Here is a 12,546-nt window from a genome sequence, read left to right on the forward strand (position 1 = left end):
TTGATCTCAGGAAGATCCTTGAGGATCCTTGCGCTTTCGTCGCCAGCCCGTATAATCCTCCACCCGGCGCGCAGCGTATGATTTTTGTCGTTTAAGGCTGTTCATTTTACAGACAGAATCATGCGAAAATACGCGGGATATAAGGAAAGAGAATTGACTCCGGAGTGTACAATTATTACAATCCGGCCTCTTTATTCACCAACACTGAAGCGTACGCAGTTGGCCTTGCCAAACGAGCAGGCGCAAAAGTCAGTGAAATCATTCAAGTTTAGGTAGAAATCGCCATGAAACGCACTTTTCAACCGTCTGTACTGAAGCGCAACCGCTCTCACGGCTTCCGCGCTCGTATGGCTACTAAAAATGGTCGTCAGGTTCTGGCACGTCGTCGTGCTAAAGGCCGTGCTCGTCTGACCGTTTCCAAGTAATAAAGCTAACCCTGCGTGGTTAAGCTCGCATTTCCCAGGGAGTTACGCTTGTTAACTCCCAATCATTTCACATTCGTCTTCCAGCAGCCACAACGGGCTGGCACGCCGCAAATCACCATCCTCGGCCGCCTGAATTCGCTGGGGCATCCCCGTATCGGTCTTACCGTCGCCAAGAAAAATGTTAAACGTGCGCATGAACGCAACAGGATCAAACGCCTGACGCGCGAAAGCTTCCGTTTACGTCAGCATGAACTCCCAGCAATGGATTTCGTGGTGGTGGCGAAAAAGGGGGTTGCTGACCTCGATAACCGTGCTCTCTCGGAAGCGTTGGAAAAATTATGGCGCCGCCACTGTCGCCTGGCTCAAGGCTCCTGATAGCCCTTATTAGGGTTTATCAACGCCTGATTAGTCCGCTACTCGGGCCACATTGCCGTTTCACTCCAACCTGTTCGGCCTACGGAATTGAGGCATTGCGCAGGTTTGGAGTGATAAAAGGCAGTTGGTTGACGGTGAAACGCGTATTAAAATGCCACCCTTTACACCCGGGTGGCGACGACCCCGTCCCGCCAGGACCTTTTAATACCAGAGAACACTAACGATGGATTCGCAACGCAATCTTCTTGTCATCGCTTTGTTGTTCGTGTCTTTCATGATCTGGCAAGCCTGGGAGCAGGATAAAAATCCTCAGCCTCAGGCGCAGCAGACCACGCAGACTACGACCACCGCAGCGGGTAGCGCCGCAGACCAGGGCGTACCAGCCAGTGGCCAGGGAAAACTGATTACCGTTAAGACCGATGTGCTGTCTCTTACCATCAACACCCGTGGTGGTGATGTTGAACAAGCGCAGCTGTTAGGTTATCCGAAAGAACTGGGTTCTTCTGAGCCGTTCCAGTTGCTGGAAACCACCCCGGAGTTCATCTATCAGGCACAAAGCGGCCTGACAGGTCGTGATGGCCCGGATAATCCGGCTAACGGCGCACGTCCGCTGTATAACGTCACCAGTGACGCCTTTGTGCTGGCGGATGGCCAGAACGAACTGGCGATCCCAATGACCTATACCGACGCGGCAGGCAACACCTTCACCAAAACCTTTACGCTGAAACGCGGTGAGTATGCGGTGAACGTTGGCTACAACGTGCAGAACAGCAGCGCGAAACCGCTGGAAGTGGCAACCTTCGGCCAGCTGAAGCAATCCATCAATCTGCCGGCTCATCGTGACACCGGAAGCAGCAACTTTGCGCTGCATACCTTCCGTGGCGCGGCGTACTCCACGCCAGATGAGAAGTACGAAAAATATAAATTCGATACTATTGCCGACAACGAAAACCTGAACGTCACCGCAAACGGCGGCTGGGTTGCGATGCTGCAACAGTACTTCGCAACCGCGTGGGTTCCGCGTAACGACGTGGCAAACAATTTCTACACCAACAACCTGGGCAATGGCGTTGCCGCTATCGGCTATAAGTCTGCGCCGGTTCTGGTTCAGCCGGGTCAAACCGGTGCGCTGAGCAGCACCCTGTGGGTGGGTCCGGAAATTCAGGACAAAATGGCTGCTGTTGCGCCGCACCTTGATCTGACCGTGGATTACGGCTGGTTGTGGTTCATCTCTCAGCCGCTGTTCAAACTGCTGAAATGGATCCATAGCTTCCTGGGTAACTGGGGCTTCTCCATCATCGTTATTACCTTTATCGTTCGTGGCATCATGTACCCGCTGACCAAAGCGCAGTACACCTCCATGGCGAAGATGCGTATGCTGCAGCCTAAAATTCAGGCCATGCGTGAGCGTCTGGGTGATGACAAGCAACGTCAGAGCCAGGAAATGATGGCGCTGTACAAAGCAGAGAAGGTTAACCCGCTGGGCGGCTGCTTCCCGCTGCTTATCCAGATGCCAATCTTCCTGGCGCTGTACTACATGCTGATGGGCTCCATTGAACTGCGTCATGCGCCGTTCGCGCTGTGGATCCATGACCTGTCCGCACAAGACCCGTACTACATTCTGCCGATCCTGATGGGCGTGACCATGTTCTTCATTCAGAAGATGTCGCCGACGACCGTTACCGATCCGATGCAGCAGAAAATCATGACCTTTATGCCGGTCATCTTTACGGTGTTCTTCCTGTGGTTCCCGTCTGGTCTGGTGCTGTACTATATCGTCAGCAACCTGGTGACCATTCTGCAACAACAGATGATTTACCGTGGTCTGGAGAAACGTGGCCTGCATAGCCGCGAGAAGAAAAGCTCCTGACGTCATGTTTGCCGGGTAAGCAAAGCGCCACCCGGCAAACAGAAAAGTTCTGACAGGGCGGTCGATTGACCGCCTTTTTTATTGGTTTTAAAGAGATAAATCATGAGCCATAACGACACTATCGTTGCGCAGGCCACCCCCCCTGGACGCGGTGGCGTGGGCATTCTGCGCATCTCTGGCCTTAAAGCGCGGGAAGTGGCTGACGTTGTACTGGGCAAGCTGCCGAAGCCGCGTTACGCCGATTACCTGCCGTTTCAGGATGTTGATGGCAGCGCGCTGGATCAGGGGATCGCGCTGTGGTTCCCCGGCCCCAACTCCTTTACCGGGGAAGACGTGCTGGAACTCCAGGGGCACGGCGGACCGGTTATTCTCGATCTGCTGTTAAAACGCATCCTGAAGATCCCCGGCGTGCGTATTGCGCGGCCTGGCGAGTTCTCTGAACGCGCCTTCCTCAACGATAAGCTGGATCTGGCCCAGGCCGAGGCCATTGCCGATCTCATCGACGCCAGCTCAGAACAGGCCGCACGCTCGGCGCTGAACTCGTTGCAGGGCGCGTTTTCCGCCCGCGTGAATCATCTGGTGGAAGCACTCACTCACTTACGCATTTACGTTGAAGCGGCCATCGACTTTCCGGACGAAGAAATTGATTTTCTCTCTGACGGTAAAATCGAAGCGCAGCTTAACGAGGTGATTGGCGATCTGGATGCCGTTCGCGCTGAAGCGCGTCAGGGCAGCCTGCTGCGGGAAGGGATGAAAGTGGTGATCGCAGGCCGTCCGAATGCCGGTAAATCCAGCCTGCTGAACGCGCTGGCCGGGCGTGAGGCGGCGATTGTCACCGATATCGCCGGTACCACGCGTGATGTGCTGCGCGAGCATATTCATATCGACGGGATGCCGCTGCATATCATTGATACTGCCGGTCTGCGCGAAGCCAGCGATGAAGTCGAGCGTATTGGTATCGAGCGCGCCTGGCAGGAGATCGAACAGGCTGACCGGGTATTGTTTATGGTGGACGGCACCACCACCAGCGCAGTTGATCCGGCAGAAATCTGGCCCGATTTTATCGCCCGGCTGCCGGCAAAGTTACCTATTACCGTGGTGCGTAACAAAGCAGACATCACCGGCGAGACGCTGGGCATCAGTGATGTGAATGGTCACTCACTTGTGCGCCTCTCCGCGCGCACCGGCGAGGGTGTGGATGTACTGCGCCACCATCTTAAAGCCAGCATGGGCTTTGATACGCGTATGGAAGGCGGCTTTATGGCGCGTCGTCGTCATTTACAGGCGCTGGAACTGGCGGCTGACCATCTGCAACAGGGTAAGGCGCAACTGCTCGGCGCATGGGCTGGCGAACTGCTGGCGGAAGAGCTGCGGCTGGCGCAGCTGGCGTTAAGCGAGATCACCGGCGAGTTCACGTCCGACGATCTGCTGGGCCGGATCTTCTCCAGTTTCTGCATCGGTAAGTGATCTCTTTAAAATAAACATTGCTACTCACTAAGGATCTGTGCGTTAATAGACTCATTGGTTTGACGCACAGACCTTTAAAGCAGTTAGTAAAGTAGTCCTCCAGAAGTTATCCAAAGATACCCTTCGTCGTGAGCTTCTCTTAATCGCTTCAAAAATTCTGTCAAGCACACCATCGCGCCGAAAGGCACTAATTCAATATCAAAGGTAATTTCTATGTCTGCTAAAATGACTGGTCTGGTAAAATGGTTCAACGCTGATAAAGGTTTCGGCTTCATCACTCCTGACGATGGCTCTAAAGACGTGTTCGTACACTTCTCTGCTATCCAGAACGATGGCTACAAATCTCTGGACGAAGGTCAGAAAGTGTCCTTCACCATCGAAAGCGGCGCTAAAGGCCCGGCAGCTGGTAACGTTGTAAGCCTGTAAGCTTCTCCGTTCTAAGCAAAGCATTTTAAAACCCGCCTCTGGCGGGTTTTTTCGTTTTCAGGGCCTGCTGTTAAAGGAAATGTAAAATTCCGGCACGGCGGTTCAAATCCTCTTTTTTCCTTAATCAAACCTGCGCACAATACAGGCCATTAGCTATCCTCGTTGTCTGATCCTTCAGACCATTATCACGGAGCGAAAAATGGCAACACACTTTGCAAGAGGGATCCTGACCGACGGTCATCTCACCTCAACGAGGCTGCCTTCTGCCTGCCACCACGCCGCACGTCAATTACCTGAACATCAGCGCCACCGCTTTCTTGCCTCCCGGGCGTTACTCGCTGAACTGATGTTTATGCTTTACGGCATCAGCGAACTGCCGGACATCGTCATCCAGCCGAACGGCCGTCCGGTATTTTTTGATATGCAGTTACCGCATTTTTCCCTCGCCTACGCCGGGAATATGGTTGGCGTGGCGATCACCACCGATGGTATTTGTGGGCTGGATATGGAGTTACAGCGGACGACGCGCGGTCTGCACAGCCCCCATGCGCAGGAACGGCAGATCTTCACTAACAATGAAAAGCTGTGGATCGGTAACCAGAACGATCCCAATGAAGCCCAGACGCAGCTTATCACGCTGCGTCAGAGCGTGTTAAAGATGGCCAGCCAGACGCAGGACTCGCCGGAGCTGTTACAGTTGCTGCCGGGCTCAGGTCGTCTGCGGGCGGCGCTGGCGGCACCGGTGGAAGCCTTGTGTGATGCGGAGGATGTGCTGATCTGGTCGGTAGCCGTCTCACCGGCGATGGAAACGCTGCGGATCTGGGCATTTGACAGTAAAAGCGGCTGGAGCAGCCTGCCGGATATTCAACAGCGGGCGAATGCCCCTGCGGCGCGCCTGATGCGGTTCAGCAGTTTGCCTGCCTGAGAGAAGGTCTGCCCTCACCCCGGCTATTTTGCCAGGATGAGGGAGCAAGGATTAATGCGCGTCGATAAAGGCAATCTTCAGCACAAACAGCAGCGCCACGACAACCACGCATGGGCTGAGTTCGCGCAGACGGCCGGTACCGATTTTCATCACGCAGTAAGAGATAAAGCCCAGCGCGATGCCTTCGGTGATCGAGAAGCTGAACGGCATCATCACGGCAGTGATAAAGGCCGGTACCGCTTCGGTCAGATCATCCCACTTCACCCGCGCCAGGCTTGACGTCATCAGCACGCCCACGTAAATCAGCGCGCCTGCGGCGGCATACGGCGGCACCATGCCCGCCAGCGGCGACAGGAAGATCACCAGCAGGAACAGCACACCTACCACTACCGCGGTCAGACCGGTGCGGCCACCCACGGACACGCCGGACGAGGATTCAATGTACGCGGTCACGGAGGAGGTGCCGATGAATGAGCCTGCCACAGACGACACGCTATCCACAAACAGCGCCTGCTTCATGCGCGGGAATTTACCTTTTTCATCCGCCAGGCCCGCTTTATCCGTCACGCCAATCAGCGTACCGGAGGAGTCGAACAGGTTCACCAGCATGAACGAGAAGATCACGCCCGCGAGGCCCAGATTAAAGGAACCGGCTAAATCCACATGACCGACCACACTGGTCACGCTCGGCGGCGCAGAAACGATACCACCGTAATGCACATCGCCCAGCATCCAGCCCAGCAGTGTGGTGACCACAATGGAAACCAGCACGGCCGCGTGAATATTACGCGAGGCCAGAATAGCGATGATAAAGAAGCCCAGCACGCCCAGCAGTACGCTGTGCGACGACAGATTACCAATGGTGACGAGGGTTTCCGGGTTCGCCACGATCACACCGGCGTTTTTCAGACCCATCATGCCGATGAATAAACCGATGCCGCTGGTGATACCCACGCGCAGGCTGACCGGGATATTGGCAATCATCCAGTAACGTACGCGGAAAATGGTCAGCAACAGCAGGCCAATCGCGCCCCAGAAGATCGCGCCCATGCCGATTTGCCACGGCAGCCCCATGGCGCCCACCACCACAAATGCAAAGAAAGCGTTCAGACCCATTGCCGGTGCCAGCGCCACCGGCAGGTTAGCGAACACGCCCATCAGAATGCTGCCAAGCGCGGCGATAAGACAGGTGGTCACAAACACCGCGCTGGTATCCATGCCAGCGGCGCCCAGGATTTGCGGGTTAACAAAAACGATATAGACCATCGTCAGGAAGGTGGTGAACCCGGCGATGACTTCGGTGCGTGCCGTTGTGCCGTGTTCACGCAGTTTAAACACGCGGTCGAGCAACCCCTGGCCTGATGGCTGGGTGGTGTGTTGTTGGCTCATTATCAATTTCCAAACATGGGAGGGAAAAATCCGTCGCTATCCTATACCAAAATGCGACAATGGTGATGGGTATCACCCATTTTTTTTCATTGATTTTGCTTATACGGCAACGATTGCGCGGCGTAATCTGCATCACGTAATCGTTAAAATTGCATTAAAACAGGAAACGGCATGTCCCAAATTGACGCGGTATTTTTCGACTGTGACGGCACGCTGGTCGACAGTGAAGTGATTTGTTCCCGGGCTTATGTCCATATGTTCCGGGAATTTGGCATTACGCTTGATCTTGAGGAGGTATTTAAACGCTTTAAGGGCGTGAAACTCTACGAGATTATCGACATCGTTAACGCCGAAAACGGCGTGGATCTGGCGAAAGCCGATCTCGAACCTGTCTACCGCGCCGAGGTCGCACGTCTGTTCGACAGCGAACTTGAAGTCATTGCGGGTGCAAATGCGTTGCTGGACGCGATGACCGTACCGATGTGTGTGGTGTCCAACGGGCCGGTAAGCAAAATGAATCATTCGCTGGGTAAGCTGGGAATGCTGCACCATTTCCCGGATTTATTGTTCAGCGGCTACGATATTCAGCGCTGGAAACCCGATCCGGCGCTGATGTACCACGCCGCGAAAGCAATGAACGTCGATCCGACGAAATGTATTCTGGTGGATGATTCCTCGGCCGGGGCGCAGGCGGGCATCGCGGCGGGCATGGAAGTGTTCTACTTCTGCGCCGATCCGCATAATAAGCCCCTTGACCACCCGAAGGTGACGACCTTTACCGATCTGGCGCAGCTGCCGGAATTGTGGAAGGCGCGCGGGTGGGATATTACCCGCTAAAAAATGCCGGATGGCGCTGACGCTTATCCGGCCTACAGGTTCTGAAATTAAGGCCGGATATCCGGCCTTAAAAGATCACTCTTTCGGATCGCTGCCGGCGAGCAGTTTGTCCAGCTCGTCGCCGCCCACGTGACGGAAATCCTGACCTTTCACGAAGTAGAAAATGTATTCGCAAATGTTCTGGCAACGGTCGCCGATACGCTCGATGGAGCGCGCGCAGAACAGCGCTGTCAGTACGCTTGGGATCGTGCGCGGATCTTCCATCATGTAGGTCATCAACTGGCGCACAATGCCTTCATATTCCTGATCCACTTTCTTGTCTTCGCGATAAATACGGATCGCTTCATCGAGATCCATGCGCGCGAACGCATCCAGCACATCATGCAGCATCTGCACCGTGTGGCGGCCAAGGGACTCCAGGCTCACCAGCAGCGGCTGGTGTTGCTGAGAGAATTTCTCCAGCGCCGTACGGCAAATTTTGTCGGCCACATCGCCAATACGCTCAAGCTCGGCGATGGTTTTGATGATCGCCATTACCAGACGCAGGTCGCTGGCGGTAGGCTGACGCTTGGCGATGATGCGCACACAGGCTTCATCGATTGCGACTTCCATCATATTGACCTGCTGGTCGCCTGCCACAACGCGCTTGGCCAGCTCGCTGTCCTGATTGTGCATGGCGGTGATAGCGTCAGAGAGCTGCTGCTCCACCATTCCACCCATGGTCATGACCTGAGTGCGAATACTTTCCAGCTCGGCGTTGAACTGGCCGGAAATGTGTTTATTGAGGTTAAGGTTATCCATAGCGTGCTCCTGAATCAGCCGTAGCGACCCGTGATGTAATCTTCAGTTTGTTTCTTAGCCGGCTTGGTAAACAGATCGTCGGTGTTGCTGAACTCAATAAGCTCGCCAAGGTACATAAACGCCGTGTGATCGGAGCAACGCGCAGCCTGCTGCATGTTGTGGGTCACGATAACCACGGTGTAATCCTGTTTTAACTCGGTGATCAGCTCTTCAATGCGGCCTGTGGATATAGGATCCAGCGCTGAGCAGGGCTCATCCAGCAGCAGCACTTCCGGGCGAATGGCGATGCCGCGGGCGATACATAAACGCTGCTGCTGACCACCGGAGAGTGAATAACCGCTCTGGTGCAGTTTATCTTTGGTTTCATTCCATAACGCGGCCTTGGTCAGCGCCCACTGGACGCGCTCGTCCATGTCGGTGCGGGAGAGCTTTTCAAACAGGCGTACGCCGAAGGCGATGTTGTCGTAAATCGACATCGGGAACGGCGTCGGCTTCTGGAAGACCATACCGACTTTGGCGCGCAGCAGCGCGATGTCCTGGGTATTGGTGAGAATATTGTCGCCATCCAGCAGGATTTCGCCTTCTGCACGCTGCTCCGGGTAGAGCGAGTACATTTTGTTAAAAGTACGCAGCAGGGTGGATTTGCCACAGCCTGACGGGCCGATAAACGCCGTCACCTGGTTTTTGGCAATATCCAGACTGATATTTTTCAGGGCATGGAATTTCCCGTAATAGAAGTTCAAATCACGAACCTGGATCTTACCGGATGCAGTCTCAACCATACTCATTTTACTCTTTCCTCATTCGGCGCGGCCCATGGCCCCGCCGCAAAATATTAACCGTGTTTCTTCTTCGCGAAGATCACGCGCGCCAGAATGTTCAGCAACAGTACGCACAGGGTGATAATCAGCACGCCTGCCCAGGCCAGTTCCTGCCACTCGGCAAACGGACTCATGGCAAATTTGAAAATTGTCACCGGTAGGTTGGCGATAGGCTGCATCATGTCCGTGCTCCAGAACTGGTTGGAGAGCGCGGTAAACAGCAGCGGCGCGGTTTCACCGGCGATACGCGCAACGGCCAGCAGGATGCCGGTCAGGATGCCGGAAACAGAGGCTTTTAACGTAATGGAAGAGATCATCTTCCACTTAGGCGTGCCCAGCGCATAAGCCGCTTCACGCAGGCTGTCCGGCACCAGTTTCAGCATGTTCTCCGTGGTACGGATGACAATCGGCACCTGCAACAGCGCCAGCGCGATCACGCCTGCCCAGCCAGAGAAGTGCTCCATCTGCGCCACCACAATGGTGTAAACGAACAGACCAACCACAATCGACGGCGCAGAGAGCAGAATATCGTTAATGAAACGGATCACTTCTGACAGCCAGGATTTGCGGCCATACTCCGCCAGATAAATACCGGCCATAATGCCCAGCGGCGTCCCGATTGCGGTGGCCCAGAAAATTAACAGGCCGCTGCCCGCCAGGGCGTTTGCCAGGCCCCCACCCGCCGTATTAGGCGGCGGCGTCATTTCGGTGAATAACGCCAGCGACATGCCATCGATACCGCGCGTCACCGTGGAAAACAGGATCCAGACCAGCCAGAACAGACCGAACGCCATGGTCGCCATCGAGAGCGTCAGCGCGATACGGTTCTTGAGACGACGACGGGCCTGCATTTTACGACGTGATTCCGCCAGAGCCGTGGTGTTTTGCATTTCGAGCGTCGCCATTATCGTGCCCCCTCGTTTTTCGCCAGGCGCATGATCATGACCTTAGAAATCGCCAGCACGATAAAGGTGATCACAAAGAGGATCAGCCCCAGCTCCATCAGCGCCGAAACGTGCAGGCCGGATTCGGCTTCCGCAAATTCGTTTGCCAGCGCAGAGGTAATGCTGTTGCCAGGCATATACAGCGAGGCGCTGTCGAGCTGGTAGGTGTTGCCGATGATAAAAGTCACCGCCATGGTTTCACCCAGCGCGCGGCCAAGGCCAAGCATCACGCCGCCGATGACCCCATTTTTGGTGAACGGCAGAACAATGCGCCAGATCACTTCCCAGGTGGTGCAGCCGATGCCGTATGCCGATTCTTTCATCATCACCGGCGTTTGTTCGAACACGTCGCGCATTACGGAGGCGATGTACGGAATGATCATGATGGCGAGGATCACCCCGGCTGCCAGAATACCGATACCGAATGCCGGGCCGGAGAAGAGCGCGCCCACAAACGGAATGTTCGACAGTACGTTGCCGACCGGCTCCTGGAAATATTTCGCAAACAAGGGCGCGAAGATGAACAGCCCCCACATGCCGTAAACGATACTGGGGATAGCCGCCAGCAGTTCAATGGCGATACCGAGCGGGCGACGCAGCCAGCCAGGCGCCAGTTCAGTCAGAAACAGGGCAATGCCGAAACTCACCGGAACGGCGATCAGCAGCGCGATAAATGAGGTTACCAGCGTGCCGTAAATTGGCACTAACGCCCCGTAAATATCGTTAGGCGCGTCCCAGTCTTTGGTCCACAGGAAAGAGAAACCAAACTTCTGGATGCTTGGCCAGGAGGAGAAAATAAGCGACACAATAATGCCGCCCAGCAGCAATAGCACAATCAGCGCAGCCAGTTTTACCAGTGCGCTGAAGATCATGTCGCCTTGTTTACCCGGTGGGTTAAAAGCGGGCTTAGTTGCAGCCATAGGTCACTCTTTTAGTTGAACTCTGTTTTGAACGATGCCCGGTGGCGTCGCCGCTTACCGGGCCTACAAAAAAAGCATGTTAGCGGATTTTTGTAGGGCGGATAAGCGAAAGCGCCATCCGCCATCATTAACTACTTTGCTTAGTACAGCGCTTTACCGCTGCTGTCTTTCACGTTGGTTTTCCATGCCGCACGGATCTGCTCAACCACGTTGTCCGGCAGGGTAGCGTAATCCAGGTCATTCGCCTGTTTAGCGCCATCTTTATAAGCCCAGTCAAAGAACTTCAGCACTTCTGCGCCCTGCTCAGGTTTCTTCTGCTCTTTGTGGATCAGAATGAAGGTGGTGGAGGTGATCGGCCACGCGTCATCGCCTTTCTGGTTAGTCAGGTCCTGAGCGAAGGTTTTGCTCCAGTCCACGCCTTTGGCGGCGTTAGAGAAGCTTTCTTCGGTCGGGGATACCGGTTTGCCATCCGCAGACACCAGTTTGGTGTAAGCCAGGTTGTTCTGTTTAGCGTAGGCGTATTCAACGTAACCGATAGAGCCTGGCAGACGCTGAACGAACGCGGCGATGCCGTCGTTGCCTTTACCGCCCAGACCGGTCGGCCAGTTTACGGTAGAGCCTGAACCAATTTTAGATTTCCACTCTTCGTTCACTTTCGCCAGGTAGCTGGTGAACACGAAAGAGGTGCCGGAACCATCAGCGCGACGCACAACGGCGATGTTCTGCGAAGGCAGTTTCAGGCCTGGGTTGAGTTTCGCAATCGCGGCGTCATCCCATTTTTTGATTTTGCCGAGGTAAATATCACCCAGGGTTTTGCCGTCCAGCACCAGTTCGCCGGATTTCACGCCCTGCAGGTTAACCGCCAGCACCACGCCACCGATCACGGTAGGGAACTGGAAGAGGCCTTCCTGAGCCAGTTTTTCATCAGACAGCGGAGCATCAGACGCGCCGAAATCAACGGTGTTAGCGGTAATTTGCTTCACGCCGCCGGAGGAGCCGATACCCTGGTAGTTTACTTTGCTACCGGTGGCTTTCTGGTAAGTATCAGCCCATTTGGCATACACCGGCGCCGGGAAGGTTGCACCCGCGCCAGTCAGGCTTGCTGCTGCGTTAACAGCAAAAGCGCTCAGAGATAAGGTCGCAGCGACAACAGTGGCGACAGTGGTACGCATGGCTTTCATAATGACTCCTGCAAGATTTCGTAAATCGTTGTTTGAGTAGCTCCGGTATGCAAAATAGGACAAACAGGTGACAGTAAAATGTATGAAATATGACAGTTTTATGACAGTCGGGGCTGCTGGTGGGATAGCCAAAATAAAATCATTATAATCAAATAATTATAAGAT

14 protein-coding genes are annotated in these 12,546 nt (G+C 54.7%); 8 read left to right on the plus strand and 6 right to left on the minus strand.

Annotated elements, in window-relative coordinates; translation table 11 throughout:
* The first annotated feature begins 284 nt into the window (after positions 1-284).
* From rpmH to BMF08_RS05475, 7 genes are all read left to right on the plus strand, one after another.
* The gene (rpmH, locus tag BMF08_RS05445; protein ID WP_000831330.1) at positions 285-425 is read left to right on the plus strand and encodes a 50S ribosomal protein L34; all 141 of its coding nucleotides are present in this window, start codon (positions 285-287) and stop codon (positions 423-425) included.
* A gap of 15 nt (positions 426-440) precedes the next feature.
* Positions 441-800, plus strand: a complete 360-nt coding sequence (gene rnpA, locus BMF08_RS05450) for a ribonuclease P protein component (protein WP_072570900.1) — start codon at positions 441-443, stop codon at positions 798-800.
* Complete coding sequence (gene yidD, locus BMF08_RS05455; protein WP_072570898.1) at positions 764-1,021, plus strand: membrane protein insertion efficiency factor YidD; 258 nt, start codon at positions 764-766, stop codon at positions 1,019-1,021. The genes rnpA and yidD overlap by 37 nt, the downstream gene beginning before the upstream one ends.
* 2 nt (positions 1,022-1,023) lie before the next feature.
* Entirely contained in the window at positions 1,024-2,670 is a 1,647-nt protein-coding gene (gene yidC, locus BMF08_RS05460) for a membrane protein insertase YidC (RefSeq protein ID WP_072570896.1), read from the plus strand.
* A 102-nt stretch (positions 2,671-2,772) separates the two neighbouring features.
* Positions 2,773-4,137: a tRNA uridine-5-carboxymethylaminomethyl(34) synthesis GTPase MnmE gene (mnmE, locus tag BMF08_RS05465; protein WP_072570895.1), complete on the plus strand. Its 1,365-nt coding sequence runs from the start codon at positions 2,773-2,775 to the stop codon at positions 4,135-4,137.
* A gap of 213 nt (positions 4,138-4,350) precedes the next feature.
* A complete protein-coding gene (gene cspE, locus BMF08_RS05470) occupies positions 4,351-4,563 on the plus strand; it encodes a transcription antiterminator/RNA stability regulator CspE (RefSeq protein WP_003860775.1) in 213 nt (70 codons plus the stop codon).
* Between the two features lie 199 nt (positions 4,564-4,762).
* Positions 4,763-5,488: a 4'-phosphopantetheinyl transferase family protein gene (locus BMF08_RS05475; RefSeq protein WP_072570893.1), complete on the plus strand. Its 726-nt coding sequence runs from the start codon at positions 4,763-4,765 to the stop codon at positions 5,486-5,488.
* Positions 5,489-5,539: 51 nt separating this feature from the next.
* Here BMF08_RS05475 and BMF08_RS05480 read toward each other — a convergent pair whose 3' ends face one another.
* Positions 5,540-6,877 carry an NCS2 family permease gene (locus BMF08_RS05480; RefSeq protein WP_158684878.1) on the minus strand — a complete coding sequence of 446 codons (1,338 nt, stop codon included), beginning with the start codon at positions 6,875-6,877 and terminating at the stop codon, positions 5,540-5,542.
* Positions 6,878-7,048: 171 nt separating this feature from the next.
* On the opposite strand from BMF08_RS05480, the gene yieH reads away from it, so the two are divergent.
* Positions 7,049-7,714 (plus strand): 6-phosphogluconate phosphatase, encoded by a 666-nt coding sequence (yieH, locus tag BMF08_RS05485; protein ID WP_072570892.1) that lies wholly within the window; start codon positions 7,049-7,051, stop codon positions 7,712-7,714.
* Between the two features lie 75 nt (positions 7,715-7,789).
* On the opposite strand, the gene phoU is transcribed toward yieH, so the two are convergent.
* The 5 genes from phoU to pstS form a co-directional block, all read right to left on the minus strand.
* Positions 7,790-8,515 (minus strand): phosphate signaling complex protein PhoU, encoded by a 726-nt coding sequence (gene phoU, locus BMF08_RS05490; RefSeq protein WP_072570890.1) that lies wholly within the window; start codon positions 8,513-8,515, stop codon positions 7,790-7,792.
* A 14-nt stretch (positions 8,516-8,529) separates the two neighbouring features.
* Positions 8,530-9,303 carry a phosphate ABC transporter ATP-binding protein PstB gene (pstB, locus tag BMF08_RS05495; RefSeq protein WP_072570888.1) on the minus strand — a complete coding sequence of 258 codons (774 nt, stop codon included), beginning with the start codon at positions 9,301-9,303 and terminating at the stop codon, positions 8,530-8,532.
* A gap of 47 nt (positions 9,304-9,350) precedes the next feature.
* Positions 9,351-10,241 carry a phosphate ABC transporter permease PstA gene (gene pstA, locus BMF08_RS05500; protein WP_072570886.1) on the minus strand — a complete coding sequence of 297 codons (891 nt, stop codon included), beginning with the start codon at positions 10,239-10,241 and terminating at the stop codon, positions 9,351-9,353.
* A complete protein-coding gene (gene pstC, locus BMF08_RS05505) occupies positions 10,241-11,200 on the minus strand; it encodes a phosphate ABC transporter permease PstC (protein ID WP_072570884.1) in 960 nt (319 codons plus the stop codon). Before pstC ends, pstA begins: the two co-directional genes overlap by 1 nt.
* Before the next feature lie 140 nt (positions 11,201-11,340).
* Positions 11,341-12,381: a phosphate ABC transporter substrate-binding protein PstS gene (gene pstS / locus BMF08_RS05510; RefSeq protein WP_072570882.1), complete on the minus strand. Its 1,041-nt coding sequence runs from the start codon at positions 12,379-12,381 to the stop codon at positions 11,341-11,343.
* Positions 12,382-12,546 lie beyond the last annotated feature (165 nt).

Origin of the sequence: Enterobacter sp. SA187 (assembly GCF_001888805.2) — a bacterium.
Lineage (GTDB): Bacteria > Pseudomonadota > Gammaproteobacteria > Enterobacterales > Enterobacteriaceae > Enterobacter_D.

Coding starts and splice junctions, on each gene's coding strand:
- BMF08_RS05480 (WP_158684878.1), bottom strand. CDS start 6,877: ATGAGCCAACAACACACCACCCAGCCATCAGGCCAGGGGTTGCTCGAC.
- pstC (WP_072570884.1), bottom strand. CDS start 11,200: ATGGCTGCAACTAAGCCCGCTTTTAACCCACCGGGTAAACAAGGCGAC.
- cspE (WP_003860775.1), top strand. CDS start 4,351: ATGTCTGCTAAAATGACTGGTCTGGTAAAATGGTTCAACGCTGATAAA.
- pstS (WP_072570882.1), bottom strand. CDS start 12,381: ATGAAAGCCATGCGTACCACTGTCGCCACTGTTGTCGCTGCGACCTTA.
- BMF08_RS05475 (WP_072570893.1), top strand. CDS start 4,763: ATGGCAACACACTTTGCAAGAGGGATCCTGACCGACGGTCATCTCACC.
- pstB (WP_072570888.1), bottom strand. CDS start 9,303: ATGAGTATGGTTGAGACTGCATCCGGTAAGATCCAGGTTCGTGATTTG.
- yidD (WP_072570898.1), top strand. CDS start 764: ATGGCGCCGCCACTGTCGCCTGGCTCAAGGCTCCTGATAGCCCTTATT.
- rpmH (WP_000831330.1), top strand. CDS start 285: ATGAAACGCACTTTTCAACCGTCTGTACTGAAGCGCAACCGCTCTCAC.
- yidC (WP_072570896.1), top strand. CDS start 1,024: ATGGATTCGCAACGCAATCTTCTTGTCATCGCTTTGTTGTTCGTGTCT.
- pstA (WP_072570886.1), bottom strand. CDS start 10,241: ATGGCGACGCTCGAAATGCAAAACACCACGGCTCTGGCGGAATCACGT.
- mnmE (WP_072570895.1), top strand. CDS start 2,773: ATGAGCCATAACGACACTATCGTTGCGCAGGCCACCCCCCCTGGACGC.
- yieH (WP_072570892.1), top strand. CDS start 7,049: ATGTCCCAAATTGACGCGGTATTTTTCGACTGTGACGGCACGCTGGTC.
- phoU (WP_072570890.1), bottom strand. CDS start 8,515: ATGGATAACCTTAACCTCAATAAACACATTTCCGGCCAGTTCAACGCC.